Source organism: Niabella yanshanensis (assembly GCF_034424215.1).
Classification (GTDB): Bacteria; Bacteroidota; Bacteroidia; order Chitinophagales; family Chitinophagaceae; genus Niabella; species Niabella yanshanensis.
In genome coordinates, this window is sequence record NZ_CP139960.1 from 1,621,803 (window position 1) to 1,636,698 (window position 14,896).

A 14,896-nucleotide genomic window follows, 5' to 3' on the forward strand; every position below is an offset into this window, starting at 1 on the left:
AAAAAAAGCAGTATTGATACTGCCTGATTAAATATGATTAAATGTTATTAATATCATTAGTAGGCAGGCTCATCGTCTTCGTCCTTCTTCTCTTCCTCATTGGCTTCCTCATCCTTTGCTTCGCTTCCCGGAATCTCTTCCGTTACCTGCTTCTTTTCATCATCAAATGGCACTTCTTCCTCTTCTGAAGACCCATCGCCATCGGTTATTATTTCATCATCAGCCGAATCAACTACATCCAGTTCATCGCCACCGGCAGCTATTTGCGCTTTGCTTATTTCTGTCTCGTTGATCATTGTTGTATTTTCAACCAGTTCACCGTTTTCAGAAACGGCTAAAGGATTTCCATTTTCATCTAATAATTCTTCATCGTTAACAGTCATTCCGTTTACAATAGAAGTGGGTTCCACCAACTGTTCGGCCAATACCTCTTTTATCTTTGGCAGTTCATCAGAAGAATTAATACCAAAGTAATCCATAAACGATTTAGACGTACCGTATACTAATGGGTGGCCCGGAAGCTTTTCATTGCGACCGCTTATTACGATCAGCTCTTTTTCAAGCAGCTTCTGAATGGCATAATCAGCACTCACGCCACGAATTGCCTCTACTTCGCCTTTGGTTACAGGCTGCTTGTAAGCAACTATCGCAAGGGTTTCCAGTGCTGCTGCGGACAGGCGTTTCATAAACTTATCGCCGTTTAGCTGGGCGATCGTCTTATGATACTCTTTTTTAGTTAAAAATTGCCAGCCACCACCACTTTGTACAATTCCGAAAGGGTAAAACTCCGAAACATATTTTTCCTTTACACCATCAATTGCAGCTTCAACCTGGTCAAGCGTTATTTTATCTTCCATAAATCCAAAAGCACTATTCAACAAATCGGTAACCTCTAATGAAGATAGAGGCTTTTCACTTGCAAAAATCAGTGCTTCAATATGTGGAATCAATTCGGCTATTTCCATGAGTAAAGTTGAAAGTTATTAGGTTTAAAATTCAAAGTTTAAAAACGATACAACTTTAAACCATTGAACCTTAAACGAAAATTAACCCTGTAACGCCGCTGCACCACTTACGATCTCCGTAAGCTCTGTAGTAATAGCAGCTTGTCTTGCGCGGTTGTAAGACAACTTCAGGCTCTTCAGCATTTCATTAGCGTTTTCGCTTGCTTTATCCATTGATGTCATACGGGCGCCATGCTCGGAAGCATGCGAATCCAGCACTGCCTTGTATAACTGTGTGTTTAATATTTTCGGCATCAGCTCGGCAATCAACTCAGCCTTATTAGGGTCAAAAATGAAGTCTGCTTTAGGGCCGCCTTTTTTATTCTCAACTTTAGGAATCGGAAGAAATTGCTCGGCAGTAAAGATCTGTGTAGCTGCATTTTTAAACTGGCTGTAAATAATTTCGATCGCATCAAATTGTTTCTCCTCATACGCTTTCATAGCCGCCTGAGAAATCTTCTGTACGTTATCGAAACTCAGCTGTAAAAAAATATCTTTATGCTCATCATTAGTTTTATAACCCAACTTGGTTAAGGCTTCATATCCCTTTTTACCCAGGTTCCAAACGGTCACATTTCCTTTATCATATTGTGCGTGGTATTTTTCCCTGATCACATTACGGGCCAGTTTTACCACGTTGGAGTTAAAGGCACCTGCCAGTCCGCGGTCACTGGTAATCACAATCAACAACACTTTTTCTACCGGGCGTTCCTCGGCTAAAGCCATTTTAATTTCGCCATCGCTATTGCTTACGATATTGCTTAATACATCCTGCAATTTCTGCGCGTAAGGGCGCATTTGTACAATTGAATCCTGTGCACGGCGGAATTTGGCAGCACTCACCATTTTCATGGCTTTAGTAATTTGCTGCATGCTCTGCACAGATGAGATACGACTACGAACTTCTTTTAACTGGCCTGCCATTCTTAGAATTGTTGGTTTTCAGGGCGCAAAAGTACGATCAAAACCTCAATTTTCAATATATAAATAAAATATGTGGAAAAGCTCTGCTTGGGCGTCTTTACTTAGATATAGCAGTAGCTAAAGATCTGATTCTCAATTTTAAGAAAATTGCCTGCCCATTATCAAATAAAAAATAAGAGGTTGTTTTACAACCTCTTATTTTTTATTAGGCTGCTTTCAGTCGTTGCATCTTAATGCGACGGAACATGCTGACAACCGAACCGATTACTAAAAAGATGACACCTCCCCATACCAGGTTAATGTAGGGGAATTTATATGCCTTTAGTGTAAGATATTCCAGCACATCATCAGACTCCTTTACTCCCAGTGTGATTTTATCCCCGCCTACATCATCCAGTTTCAAAACCAGTCCCTGCGAAGTGATGGTATCCAGGTTCTGATACAGGGTATTCCCCCGGTTGCGTATCATCAGCAGATCGGCGCTGTAAGACGGTCCATTTAACTGCTGCACTTTTACAGAAGCCGTATAGCCTGTGTCAGTTTTTGAAAAGCCTGCAACCGGTAAATTATCTTTCGCAGCCAGCTTTTCAATAATAATATAACCTTTACTGTAAAATATGGTATCGTTTAACTGAACCGTATTGGGCTTAAAGCTAACCGTATCGCTCTTACCATCGGGTTTGTAGAAAGACGACACATAGGTAAACACGTCATGGTTCCAGTAATGCTTGCTCGATGGATTCGCCATCAATCCTTCATTACCCTTATAGTTTACAAATGCATCTGGCAATAAGGTAAACTCCTCGTTAGTTTTCTTAGACTTGAAATGTACCTTAAAATAAGTTTGTTCTTTTTTAGGATGCGCCGAATCGCCTACATAGGTAACCATGTAGTTATTCATTTGCATCGGCACACCTTTCACCAGGGTCAGGTTCTCCCCGGTTTTCTCTTTGCTATCTTCACCAAAAGGGACCGCAATACCGCTGGTGTTCCACGAAAGAATTTCTTTTTTGGATGAGGATAAGATCATTCCCACCAGCATCAGGCCAAAACCAAAGTGAGCAATGGAGCCACCACTGTTTTTCAATTTACCATTCAATCCCACCCATATATAAGCCGCATTGGCAATAGTAGCGTATACGGTAGCAACCAGGGCCAGCCATATATTAATCAGGAAGCCCATACCATGCGTGTCGTAATTGATTTTTACAAACACCAGGATGAATGTGGCCACCAAAGCGCTGACGACGGTAGGAACGAGTATTTTGTTCCAGAAAAACCTCGTGTCGGTTGCCTTATACTTCAGGTACTGAGTTATGGCCGTAAGAATACCAATAACGAAAGCAATCAGCACCTGGATCTTATTGTAATTAAATTCGTCATTCTCTCCGGGCGCTTTATTGGAATTAAAAAGCTTATTAAATACCGGTAAAGAAGTCTGGAAGATAATGATCATTGCGGCCAGGAAAAACACCAGGGAGCCTATAAACATCCAGAACTCTCTTGATGATACATTTTCTTCCTTTTTTATAGATGGCACCTGTTTATTCAGCAATACGATGAAAGTGATCACACCACCTAATATTACATATAACGGGAAACCGGGAATTTTTTCCGCCAGAAAGTAAGTGGCCAGGGACAGCACCGTAGTAACTCCTGCAATAATCAATCTTTGCTGATTAGTAGATGCCGCGAAAAACGGCGGAAGCCAAACAAAAACGATCAGGAAAAGAAACAACTGGCCATTCATACCAATATCAGCAAATGCGTGTACAGAAGAGTCTCCGAGTACCCCGCTTTTCGTAAGGAAAGTAGAGTATACGATGAATACAAACGACAAAGCCAGGAAAAGGAAAGAAGATCTTAAAGAATAGCCGCTATGTTTAAATATCAGCATGGTGTGCAAGCCTGAAACCATGATCATCCATGGTACCAGCGATGCATTTTCTACCGGATCCCAGGCCCAATAGCCTCCAAAATTTAATGATTCATAAGCCCATTTAGCTCCCATCATAATACCTAATCCCAGGAAGGCGACGGAAAATAAGGTCCAGGGAATGGCACGCGTTACCCAACCCTTAATATCCTTTGTCCAGATACCCGCCATCGCAAAAGCAAAAGGTATCAATGTAGAAGCAAATCCAAGGAACAATATAGGAGGATGTATTACCATCCAGTAATTCTGCAGTAACGGATTCAGATCGTTTCCGTCTGTCACCATAGACAGGTAATCGGGCCGCAGCGGCTGGGAAAGATCAAAGTTGATGTGCATACCGGGAGCTTCATCCAGCACACCCGAATCTCTTAACAGGATAAAAGGATTAGAGCCTATTTTCACATCAAAGATGTAAATACCAATTACCATGGTGGCTAAAAAGAACTGGGCAAAGCTTACCACTGACATTACAGGAGCTTCCCACTGTTTTTCCCTCCTGATAATAATTACACCCAGCACACAATGCCAGAACGCCCATAACAATGTACTGCCCTCCTGCCCTTCCCAGAAAGCGCTCATGATGTACTTAAACTCTAAAGAAAGACTGGTATGCTGCCAGGCGTATTTATATTCAAATAAATGATGGTAAAGTATATGTAAAAGTGCAGCAAAAATGATCAGCACGGAAACCACTTCGGTCAGAAAAGCAATCCGTCCCAATTTTAGCCATCCTGCTTTTGCATCGGGAGTAGCCTGTACCGCTTTAAAATAGGCAAATGCCGCTGTAAGCGAAGCAATCAAAGAAACTAAGATAAATAAATGTCCAACCTGACCGGGCAACAAATGCTCGCCTGCGTACTCCATAAATATTACTGTTTAACTGTAGAAACCCGGGCTACTGTATTATTGTAGGTTGAGTCTTTTTTATTGCCCGGATGTTGGGAAGGATCCTGGTCCTTGTATTTACTGGGGCATTTGGTTTGAATGCTTTGGCAAACGAACTGTCCTTCTTCATATTTGCCTTTCATTACCAGTCTTTCGCTTAATTCAAAGTTTTCAGGCTTGGGACTATGGTAAATGACTTTCACTTTATCACCCAATGTGTCAATAGCAGTAAAAGTTAAATAGTTAGGGTTTTTGATGGCATCATACTCCATCGGCTCCGATTTATCCCATTTAGCCATCAGGTGTACAAATTTTCCCGGTTTAGATTTTGCGATAGCAACCGTATCGTAAGTGGTAGTGGTTTGCAAAAAGCTAACTAAAACCGCTATCGCAGCAGCAGTTAGAACCAATAAAATAATATGAATTTTCTTCATTATCTGTTGAAAATTTTTGCCCGTCTGACCCAACGGGCAGGCAAAATTAATACAAATAGCCCGCTTATGGTACACTAACAACGCTACATCTGTTTTGTTGACCCAAAGCAAAAATTATTTTCAATTGACATGTTCAAAGCAAATTCTTCATTTTCATTACAATAAATACCGGAACTGCCCCGATAAACCAGTTTGCCCCTTTTTGTTAACCAACCAAGCTTTAATAGCGCCGTTCGATGTCATTCATCTTATTAGATAATACTTTTCGGCCAACGGCGAAAAACAAAATACACTAACAAGTGTTAGTTTTTTAAGCTAAAATCCTTTACTTCGCTTAAATTAGATCAACAAAAAGAAAACGACCTTGTACCCTATTCACTCAAACATCGATACGCAATCGGCTGATTTTACGGCTAATCAACAGGCCTACCGTCTTATCCTGGAGCAATGGCGCAGGCGCATGGCGGAAATAACTCATCCGGTGACCAATAAAGCCATTGAGAAACATAAGCAAAGAGGTAAGTTCCTGGCCCGCGAACGTGTGAATCAACTACTAGACCCTAATACACCATTCCTGGAATTGTCACCTCTTGCAGCCAATGGGATTTATGAAGACCAGTTCCCTTCGGCGGGAATTGTAACCGGTATAGGCCTGGTTCATAGCCGCGAGGTAATGATTATTGCCAACGATGCAACCGTAAAAGGCGGCACCTATATGCAATACACGATTAAAAAGCACATAAGAGCACAGGAGATCGCGTTTGAAAATCACCTGCCCTGTATTTATATGGTCGATTCGGGTGGCGCTTTCCTGCCCGAACAGGATAAGGTTTTTCCCGACCGACATGATTTTGGCCGCTTCTTCTACAACCAGGCACGTATGTCTGGTTTGGGTATTCCCCAAATTGCTATTGTCATGGGTTCCTGCACCGCTGGTGGCGCCTATGTGCCGGCTATGTGTGACGAAACTATTATCGTGCGCAACCAGGGAACCATTTTTATTGGCGGCCCCCCACTGGTAAAAGCTGCAACCGGCGAGGAAGTATCTGCTGAAGAACTAGGTGGCGCAGAAGTACACACCTCTATTTCAGGCGTTGCTGATCATATAGCGGAAAATGATGCACATGCCATTGCCATTTGCCGCAATATCATCCAAACATTCAAACCAGCAGATAAGCAGGGTTTAGATTTAAAGCCCATAGACGCCCCACTTTATGATGCCGAAGAGTTATACGGCATTATCCAAACGGATCTTAAAAAACCGGTTGATCCTAAAGAGATCATTGCCAGGCTTGTTGATGGCAGCCGTTTTCACGAGTTCAAAGAGAAATATGCACCAACCCTGGTTACAGGCTTTGCACATATTATGGGATTCCCGGTAGGAATTATTGCTAATAACGGTGTGCTGTTTGGCGAGTCTGCTTTAAAAGGCGCCCACTTTGTGGAGCTGTGTGCCGCAAGGAATACACCGATTCTCTTTTTACAAAATATTACGGGCTTTATTGTAGGCAAAGAGTATGAAAGAAAAGGCATTGCACGTGATGGCGCCAAAATGGTACATGCTGTAGCCAATGCTAATGTGCCGAAATTTACGGTGGTAACGGGAGGTTCTTTCGGTGCAGGCAATTACGCGATGTGCGGGAGAGCTTACGACCCACGTTTTCTTTTTATGTGGCCACACGCCAAAATATCGGTAATGGGTGGAGAACAGGCTGCGGGCGTATTGGTATCTGTAAAAGAAGAACAGTTAAAAGCACAGGGTAAAGAACTGCCTGAGGCAGACCGCGCAGCCTTGCGTAGTTCTATTTTAAATAAGTATGAAGAAGAGGGTTCAGCCTATTATAGTACGGCACGGCTTTGGGACGATGGCATTATTGATCCCGCTGATACCCGCCGCATCATTGCCATGGGCATTGCCACGTCTATGAATAAGAAATGGGCAGAGACGAAGAACGGGGTGTTCAGGATGTAGTAAAAGTTGACGGTTTGCAGATGTCAAATGACAGCAGATACATTATATAATAAAGATAAGCCTTAGAACGAAATGACCAATGAGTCTCGTAGAGATAGCAGATGGGTAATACCAAGTATAATGAACTCAGTCCCGTAGGGACGGGATATCGGTAGTAGTAGTAGCAATGAAAAGATATGAAGGATGAGTCCCGTAGGGACGGAGTATCGGTGAAAAAAAAAATAATATAAATTAAGTCCCGTAGGGACGACACCATGGCCAACACATATACACAAATACACATTCATTTTGTATTCGCTGTTAAATACAGGGCTGGCGTTATACAATATCGTTGGAAAGATGATCTGTATAAATACATTACCGGCATTGTCCAAAATAACCATCACAAAATGCTTATTATAAATGGTGTTGAAGATCATGTGCACCTGCTGGTGGGTGTAAGGCCAGCTCAATCTATTTCCGATCTGATGCAGGATGTAAAAGGAGGATCATCGAAATGGATCAATGATCATCAATTTGTAGCTGGAAGATTTGAATGGCAGGAAGGCTATGGAGCATTCTCTTATAGCAAATCGCAATTACCAACTGTGATAGGCTACATACAAAACCAGGAGGCTCATCATCAGAAAAAAACCTTCCATGAGGAGTACCTTGAATTGCTTGAAGAATTTGAAGTAGGGTATAATGAAAAATACCTGTTTAAAGAGTTGGAATAGGTGTCGTCCCTACGGGACTCAACAGACTACCTTTAGGTAATTTTAACCATTATGCCGTTCCTGACGGAACTTAATAATCAACATACGAACATGAACTATACAACACTCGAAATAGAACGCAGTTACCAGGTCAGCACGATTTGGCTAAACCGGCCGGATGTCAGGAATGCTTTTAACGAAGTGATGATAGCTGAGTTGATTACTGCATTTACGGAAGAAGGTGAAAGAGCCGACACCAGAGCCATCGTATTGCGCGGGCGCGGGAAGGTATTTTGCGCCGGTGCCGACTTAAACTGGATGCGGGATGTAGCACAATACGGCTACGACCAGAATTATAAAGAAAGCCTGCAGCTGGCTTCCTGCTTTCATGCCATTTATACCTGCCCTAAACCGACACTGGCTATTGTGCATGGGGCTGCGATGGGAGGCGCCAATGGTTTGCTGGCGGCTTGTGACTTTGCCTTCTGCGAAGCGGATACCATCTTCTCTTTATCAGAAGTAAAGATCGGTATTATACCGGCCTGCATTTCGCCGTATATCATTAAACGGATAGGAGAATACCCTTCAAGGGAATTAATGCTTACCGGGCAACGTATACATGGACGGGAAGCAGAAAACCTGAAACTGGTAAATCGTTGCTTTAGCGACATACATGCAACAGAAGCACACTTGCAAGCCACCTTACAATTATTATTGACCAGCGGGCCACAGGCAATCAGCCATTGTAAACATCTTATCGACACGGTTGCCAATAAAATATCAATGATGGAAGCATTAGATTATACAGCAAAAATGATTGCAGAAATACGCGCTTCAGCTGAAGGCCAGGAAGGCATGGCTGCGTTCCTTGAAAAAAGAAAACCTAGTTGGATTGAATAACAGAAACTATGATCAAAAAATTACTGATCGCTAACAGGGGAGAAATAGCCCTGAGAGTACAACACACGGCAAAAAAAATGGGAATTGCCACGGTTGCTGTTTACAGCAGTGCTGATGAAGAGTCCGCATTTGTAAAACAGGCGCACCAGGCTGTGTTGTTACCAGGTACTCAGCTTAGTGAAACCTATTTGAATATAGAGGCCGTTATTACCGCCGCTCTCGAAACGGGTGCGGATGCCATACACCCGGGTTATGGTTTTCTTTCTGAAAATGCGGCTTTCGTAGAAGCCTGTATAAAAGCTGGAATTACCTTCATAGGCCCTTCAGCGGAAGCCATGCGATCGATGGGTAATAAAATTGCAGCGCGGGACTGCGCTACGAATGCCGGAGTGCCCGTTACGCCAGGAATTACCGGCACTACTGAGGAACTACTAAAAAGCTATGGCCATATTGGATTTCCTGTTTTGATCAAGGCAGCAGCAGGTGGTGGCGGTAAAGGAATGCGCGTAGTAGAAAACGAAGGCGATTTTCAGCTGGCGCTGGAAGCCACAGCACGGGAAGCCAAAAACTATTTTGGAGACAGCACGGTTTACATTGAAAAGTACATCGCAAAACCGAGACATATTGAGGTTCAGGTATTGGGCGACCAGCAGGGCAAGCTCCTGCACCTATATGAAAGAGAGTGTTCATTGCAGCGCAGGCACCAGAAAATTATTGAAGAAGCGCCATCTCCAACACTTTCAAACGAAGTACGTAAGCGCATTTGCGCGGCTGCTGTCGCTTTAGCAAAATCAATAGGCTACCATAGCGCAGGCACCATGGAGTTCCTGGTAGATGAAAGCCTTAATTTCTATTTCCTGGAAATGAATACACGCATACAGGTAGAACATCCGGTAACCGAACTCACTACGGGCATAGATATCGTGGAACAACAGATCATGATAGCCAATGGTGAGCCTTTACCATTTGAACAGACTGATATTATACAAAGAGGACACGCCATTGAATGCCGTATTTATGCAGAAGATCCCGCGCAACGTTTCCTGCCTTCTCCGGGTGTATTGAAGTATTACCAGGAGCCTTCGTTTGAAGTTAATCCATTTTTATCAAATGCTGAAATCCTGCGAATAGATGGAATGCAATTGCAAACCGGCGATACCATCTCCGGCGATTTTGATCCCATGATCAGCAAAGTAATTGTTTGGGCACCCAACCGCGAAGAGGCCGGAAAGGCCATGCTTTCAGCATTACAACAGTATGCCATTAAAGGCATCCAAACGAATATTGAATTCCTTTCAGGTTTATTACAGCATCCGGATTATATCAACAACAATATATCTACCAAATATATTGATCAAAACCTGGAAACTATCACAGAACAAATTCAACAAAAAAAGAAGCAGGTTGACATCACGATCCCATTGACTGCGGCTTTAGCCAAAAGCCTGGCAGCTAATCAGGATCAGGCATTGAATATCTGGCAGGTGATCGGATACTGGCGGCATAGCCCTGTCATGAATGTAATGGTTGACGGGGATACCCTGGCTATTGACATCATCCAAACTTCGCCACTGGTATTTGTATATAAAGATCAGCAATATCGGGCTGAAACGAGGCATATCAATGGCATTCATTACTCGTTATTACTGGATCGTGTTCCTCATCTGGTTGGTATCTATGAGAAACGAACAGGCTGTTACGAGATCACCTTCAATGGCATGACACATACCGTAGTTCGACCGGATATGTCTTATGTAGACGGTGAAGTTTTTGAGGCCTATTCGGGCACAGGAGGTAAAGCCGGTAACATTACGTCTCCAATGCCAGGTAAAGTAATCAAGCTGCATGTGAAAGCCGGGGATGTGGTGAAGAGAGGTGATCCGTTATTGGTAGTAGAAGCGATGAAAATGGAAAACAATATCGTTAGTACAAAAGACGCTGCTATAGAAAAAGTATTAGTAAAAGAAGGAGACAAAGTAGATACCACGATGACCCTGGTTGAGTTCTCGGAATAAGGATTATCCAGGGCGCATATCGTATAAGTATAGGACTGCCCATACAGAGTCAACGCCGTTGAAACAATAAAAAAACACAATTGCTATATGGATTTTAATTTAAATGAAGAGCATGAACAGTTACGCCGTATGGTACGTGAGTTTGCGGAAAAAAAGATCAAACCCATGGCACAGGAGCTGGATGAACAAGAATCCTTTTCCTATGAGCTTACCCGGCAAATGGGGGAATTAGGGTTGCTGGGCATTTATCTGCCGGAACAATACGGTGGTGCAGGCATGGACTACCTGGCTTATATTATCGCTGTAGAAGAGATTGCCCGCATAGATGGCTCACAGGCCGCTACGCTGGCAGCACATAATTCGCTGGGCATTGGTCCCATTTATAATTACGGTACAGAGGAGCAGAAGATGAAATACCTGCCGCAACTGTGCACCGGTAATGCCCTGTGGAGCTTTGGCCTTACAGAGCCTGAAGCTGGCAGCGACTCCAGGGCATCGAAAACCACGGCAAGACTGGATGGCAACGATTGGGTCATTAACGGAAGTAAAATATTTATCACCAACGGATCGGTTGACATCAATATAGGTACCACCGTTCAGGCAGTCACCCATGAGTCGGCTGAAAAAAAAGAATTTACTACTATCATTGTTGACAGAGAGGCTCCCGGCTTTAGCCAGCAGGCCATGCATGGTAAGATGATGTGGAGGGCCAGCGATACATCCCAGCTATTTTTTGATGATTGCCGCGTGCCTAAAGAAAACGTGTTGGGAGAACCCGGGCAAGGTTCCAGGATCATGCTGCAAACATTAGATGCCGGCAGGCTTAGCATAGCGGCCATGGGACTGGGCTGCGCCCAGGGTGCCTATGAACTGGCATTAGCCTATGCGCAGGAACGCAAACAATTCGGGAAAACGATATCGCAGTTCCAGGCCATCTCTTTTAAACTGGCGGATATGGCCATGAAAATAGAGCTGGCGCGAACTTTTTTATATAAAGCCTGTTGGTTAAAAGATACTAAACAACCTTTCACCAAAGAAGCAGCCATGGCGAAATTGTATTGCTCGGAAATTGCCAAAGAAGTAGCCGATGCGGCCGTGCAGGTACATGGTGGTTATGGGCTGATGAAAGAGTACAATGTAGAACGCTTTTACCGTGATCAGCGGTTATTGCAAATCGGTGAAGGAACTTCTGAAATACAAAGAATGGTGATTGCCAAGCAGATCGGATGTTGATGTTGGTTGATTAGTTGACAAGTTAACTCGTTGAAAAGCTGACAGGTTAACAGGTTGATGGATCATAGTTAATGGTTCATCGTTCCGAAAAAATATTTCATACTATGAGCAGTGAACAACTAAGAATAACAGAGAGCCCGCGTGATGCTCAGCAAGGTCTACCCTTTACTATATCCATAGAAAAGCGGGCGGCCTATATTAACGAATTAATGTTGGCCGGGTTTGATGTAATAGACTTCGGCAGCTTTGTATCGCCCCAAGCAGTCCCCCAGATGGCGCATAGCGGCGAGGTACTTCAGCTGATTGACAAATCAAAATCCGATACAAAGCTGCTGGCAATAGTGGGCAATATACGTGGCGCTGAAGAAGCCTGCGCCTCTGCAAAACTCGACATAGTAGGCTTCCCCTACTCTATCAGCAACACTTTCCTGGAAAGAAATATCAATTCCTCCATTGTCAGGGTTGATGAAACGGCTGCTGTAATCGGAAAAATCTGCAGTAGTCAACAAAAAGCTTATCGCGTTTTTGTCAGTATGGCTTTTGGCAATCCCTACGGTGATGACTGGAATATAGCACTGGTAAAAGATTGCGTTGAGAAGCTTGCTAATAGTGGCGTTCAAACTATTACCCTCTCTGACACCATTGGACTGGCAACTGCAACTTCCATCCGGGAAATTTTTGACACCCTTATGCCTTTATATCCGGGTATAGAAATAGGGCTGCATATACATACTCAACATCATAACTGGCGTGAAAAGATAAGTGCTGCCTGGAAAGCAGGTTGCAGAAGCTACGACGGAGTAATTAACGGGATCGGCGGCTGCCCCATGACAGGCTACGAGCTTTTGGGGAACCTCAACACACTAGACCTGTTATCGTATCTGGAAGAAGAGCATATTGCGCATCGTCTGGACAATGCATTGATAAAAGATATTGCTTTCCGATACGGAACCTTCAGCAATGGTGAAAACTATCAAAAATAAAATCATAAAGTCATTATGAATAAAGTAGTATCCAATGCAGCTGAGGCTATTGAAGGCATCACTGAGGGCATGACTCTTTTAGTGGGTGGTTTCGGCCTTTGTGGTATACCGGAAAACAGTATTGCAGCACTGGTTAATAGTGGCGTTAAAAACCTGATCTGTGTAAGTAACAATGCCGGAGTAGATGATTTTGGACTTGGCCTGCTCTTAAAAAAAAGACAGGTTAAGAAAATGATCTCTTCTTATGTAGGCGAAAATGCTGAGTTTGAAAGACAGCTATTGGCAGGAGAACTGGAAGTAGAACTGGTACCACAGGGAACCCTGGCTGAACGCTGCAGGGCGGGTGGTGCGGGCATTCCGGCCTTTTATGTCCCTGCCGGTTATGGAACGGAAGTGGCCGAAGGCAAAGAGATCAGGGAGTTCAACGGCAAGCCTCATTTATTAGAACAGGCCATCATCGGTGACTTTGCCATCATCAAGGCCTGGAAGGGCGATACCCACGGCAACCTGATATACAGGGCCACAGCCAACAACTTTAATCAGCCCATGGCCATGGCAGGCAAGATTACGATTGCCGAAGTAGAAGACTTGGTGCCTGCCGGTACGCTCGACCCTGCACAAATTCATACACCCGGCATTTTTGTTCAACGGATTTTTGAAGGGAAGAATTATGAGAAAAGGATTGAGAAGCTGACGGAGAAGCAAGTGGGGAGTTAGCTAGTAGAAAGTAGGGAATGGTTAATGGGTAGCAGAAAAATACTAAGCGTTAAAATATCTTATAAACTATAAAACACCCAGCTATGTTACAATTATCACACAAAAACCTGCAGGTATACCAGTTTACTTTGAAATTAGTAAAAGAAGTGTATGAACATACCCAATCTTATCCTAAAGAGGAGCAATTTGTATTAGTAACCCAACTTCGAAGGGCCATCGTTTCAGTTTGCAGTAACCTTGCGGAAGGCGCTGCCAGATCTTCGAAACTGGAGAAGAAAAGATTTTATGAAATATCAAGAAGCTCCTTAGTAGAAGTAGATACACAGATTGAAATTTCTCTTATACTAGATTATTTAAAAAAAAACAAGCTTGTAAAATTGGAAGAATATCTGGAAGCTGTATTTAAAATGTTAAGTAAAATGATCGACAACCTTTCAGCTGACATTTAACGTCACCCCTATTTCCTACTTCCTATTTTCCACTTACTAAAAAGATAAAATGAACCTCACAAAAGAACAAATAGCACAACGTATAGCCAGGGAACTACAGGATGGCTACTATGTAAACTTAGGCATTGGTATTCCAACATTGGTTGCTAACTATATACCGGAAGGAATTGAAGTAGTATTACAATCAGAAAACGGCATGTTAGGTATGGGCGCTTTTCCTGAAAAAGGACATGCAGACCCCGACCTGATCAATGCGGGTAAACAAACCGTAACCCTACAACCGGGGGGTGTATTTTTTGATTCGGCTACTTCTTTTGCTATGATCAGAGGCGGACATGTAGATCTAACCGTGTTGGGAGCTTTTGAGGTGACGGATACCGGCGATATTGCCAGCTGGAAGATACCCGGTAAAATGGTTAAAGGAATGGGGGGCGCTATGGACCTGGTAGCGGCGGCAAAAAACATAATTGTGGCCATGCAACATACCAGCAAAGATGGCCAATCCAAACTTTTGAAAACATGCACTTTGCCTCTAACGGGCGTGGCTTGTGTAAAGAAAGTGGTTACCGATTTAGCTGTGCTTGATATTACTGAAGAAGGATTTGTGCTATTGGAAAGAGCTCCTGGTGTGAGCGTGGAAGCTATCCAAAAAGCTACGGAAGGACGTTTGGTAATTAAAGGAGATATACCCCAGATGCGATTTTAATCTCTTCCCACATAAGACTCCTTATGCAGTTTTTTTACCGCAA

13 protein-coding genes are annotated in these 14,896 nt (G+C 43.3%); 9 read left to right on the plus strand and 4 right to left on the minus strand.

Annotated elements, in window-relative coordinates; translation table 11 throughout:
- Positions 1 to 56: 56 nt before the first annotated feature.
- The 4 genes from scpB to U0035_RS06320 form a co-directional block, all read right to left on the minus strand.
- On the minus strand, positions 57 to 965 hold the full coding sequence (gene scpB / locus U0035_RS06305) for an SMC-Scp complex subunit ScpB (RefSeq protein WP_114789174.1): 909 nt from the start codon (positions 963 to 965) through the stop codon (positions 57 to 59).
- 81 nt (positions 966 to 1,046) lie between these two features.
- Positions 1,047 to 1,928 carry an ATP synthase F1 subunit gamma gene (gene atpG / locus U0035_RS06310; protein ID WP_114789175.1) on the minus strand — a complete coding sequence of 294 codons (882 nt, stop codon included), beginning with the start codon at positions 1,926 to 1,928 and terminating at the stop codon, positions 1,047 to 1,049.
- 205 nt (positions 1,929 to 2,133) lie between these two features.
- Complete coding sequence (gene ccsA, locus U0035_RS06315; RefSeq protein ID WP_114789176.1) at positions 2,134 to 4,728, minus strand: cytochrome c biogenesis protein CcsA; 2,595 nt, start codon at positions 4,726 to 4,728, stop codon at positions 2,134 to 2,136.
- Positions 4,729 to 4,733: 5 nt separating this feature from the next.
- Positions 4,734 to 5,183 carry a cytochrome c maturation protein CcmE domain-containing protein gene (locus U0035_RS06320; RefSeq protein WP_114789177.1) on the minus strand — a complete coding sequence of 150 codons (450 nt, stop codon included), beginning with the start codon at positions 5,181 to 5,183 and terminating at the stop codon, positions 4,734 to 4,736.
- Between the two features lie 364 nt (positions 5,184 to 5,547).
- Between U0035_RS06320 and U0035_RS06325 the strand changes: the two genes are divergently transcribed.
- The 9 genes from U0035_RS06325 to U0035_RS06365 all read left to right on the plus strand — a co-directional run bounded on the left by U0035_RS06325 (position 5,548) and on the right by U0035_RS06365 (position 14,853).
- Complete coding sequence (locus tag U0035_RS06325; protein ID WP_114789178.1) at positions 5,548 to 7,155, plus strand: carboxyl transferase domain-containing protein; 1,608 nt, start codon at positions 5,548 to 5,550, stop codon at positions 7,153 to 7,155.
- A 254-nt stretch (positions 7,156 to 7,409) separates the two neighbouring features.
- Positions 7,410 to 7,871 (plus strand): IS200/IS605 family transposase, encoded by a 462-nt coding sequence (gene tnpA / locus U0035_RS06330; RefSeq protein WP_114789179.1) that lies wholly within the window; start codon positions 7,410 to 7,412, stop codon positions 7,869 to 7,871.
- Between the two features lie 90 nt (positions 7,872 to 7,961).
- Entirely contained in the window at positions 7,962 to 8,750 is a 789-nt protein-coding gene (locus U0035_RS06335; protein ID WP_114789180.1) for an enoyl-CoA hydratase-related protein, read from the plus strand.
- 8 nt (positions 8,751 to 8,758) lie between these two features.
- Positions 8,759 to 10,765: an acetyl/propionyl/methylcrotonyl-CoA carboxylase subunit alpha gene (locus tag U0035_RS06340; RefSeq protein WP_245957573.1), complete on the plus strand. Its 2,007-nt coding sequence runs from the start codon at positions 8,759 to 8,761 to the stop codon at positions 10,763 to 10,765.
- 87 nt (positions 10,766 to 10,852) lie between these two features.
- Positions 10,853 to 11,998, plus strand: coding sequence for an acyl-CoA dehydrogenase family protein (locus U0035_RS06345; protein ID WP_114789181.1), 1,146 nt, complete (start codon positions 10,853 to 10,855; stop codon positions 11,996 to 11,998).
- A 104-nt stretch (positions 11,999 to 12,102) separates the two neighbouring features.
- Positions 12,103 to 12,981 (plus strand): hydroxymethylglutaryl-CoA lyase-like TIM-barrel protein, encoded by an 879-nt coding sequence (locus tag U0035_RS06350; RefSeq protein WP_114789182.1) that lies wholly within the window; start codon positions 12,103 to 12,105, stop codon positions 12,979 to 12,981.
- Positions 12,982 to 12,996: 15 nt separating this feature from the next.
- Positions 12,997 to 13,698 (plus strand): CoA transferase subunit A, encoded by a 702-nt coding sequence (locus tag U0035_RS06355; RefSeq protein ID WP_211316332.1) that lies wholly within the window; start codon positions 12,997 to 12,999, stop codon positions 13,696 to 13,698.
- Between the two features lie 83 nt (positions 13,699 to 13,781).
- Positions 13,782 to 14,147 (plus strand): four helix bundle protein, encoded by a 366-nt coding sequence (locus U0035_RS06360; RefSeq protein ID WP_114789184.1) that lies wholly within the window; start codon positions 13,782 to 13,784, stop codon positions 14,145 to 14,147.
- A 49-nt stretch (positions 14,148 to 14,196) separates the two neighbouring features.
- Positions 14,197 to 14,853, plus strand: coding sequence for a CoA transferase subunit B (locus U0035_RS06365; protein WP_114789185.1), 657 nt, complete (start codon positions 14,197 to 14,199; stop codon positions 14,851 to 14,853).
- The last annotated feature ends 43 nt before the right edge of the window (positions 14,854 to 14,896 follow it).

Excerpts from the sequence above, each read along its gene's own strand:
- U0035_RS06335 (WP_114789180.1), top strand. The coding sequence starts at position 7,962 with ATGAACTATACAACACTCGAAATAGAACGCAGTTACCAGGTCAGCACG.
- U0035_RS06345 (WP_114789181.1), top strand. The coding sequence starts at position 10,853 with ATGGATTTTAATTTAAATGAAGAGCATGAACAGTTACGCCGTATGGTA.
- U0035_RS06360 (WP_114789184.1), top strand. The coding sequence starts at position 13,782 with ATGTTACAATTATCACACAAAAACCTGCAGGTATACCAGTTTACTTTG.
- U0035_RS06320 (WP_114789177.1), bottom strand. The coding sequence starts at position 5,183 with ATGAAGAAAATTCATATTATTTTATTGGTTCTAACTGCTGCTGCGATA.
- tnpA (WP_114789179.1), top strand. The coding sequence starts at position 7,410 with ATGGCCAACACATATACACAAATACACATTCATTTTGTATTCGCTGTT.
- atpG (WP_114789175.1), bottom strand. The coding sequence starts at position 1,928 with ATGGCAGGCCAGTTAAAAGAAGTTCGTAGTCGTATCTCATCTGTGCAG.
- U0035_RS06365 (WP_114789185.1), top strand. The coding sequence starts at position 14,197 with ATGAACCTCACAAAAGAACAAATAGCACAACGTATAGCCAGGGAACTA.
- scpB (WP_114789174.1), bottom strand. The coding sequence starts at position 965 with ATGGAAATAGCCGAATTGATTCCACATATTGAAGCACTGATTTTTGCA.
- ccsA (WP_114789176.1), bottom strand. The coding sequence starts at position 4,728 with ATGGAGTACGCAGGCGAGCATTTGTTGCCCGGTCAGGTTGGACATTTA.
- U0035_RS06350 (WP_114789182.1), top strand. The coding sequence starts at position 12,103 with ATGAGCAGTGAACAACTAAGAATAACAGAGAGCCCGCGTGATGCTCAG.
- U0035_RS06355 (WP_211316332.1), top strand. The coding sequence starts at position 12,997 with ATGAATAAAGTAGTATCCAATGCAGCTGAGGCTATTGAAGGCATCACT.
- U0035_RS06340 (WP_245957573.1), top strand. The coding sequence starts at position 8,759 with ATGATCAAAAAATTACTGATCGCTAACAGGGGAGAAATAGCCCTGAGA.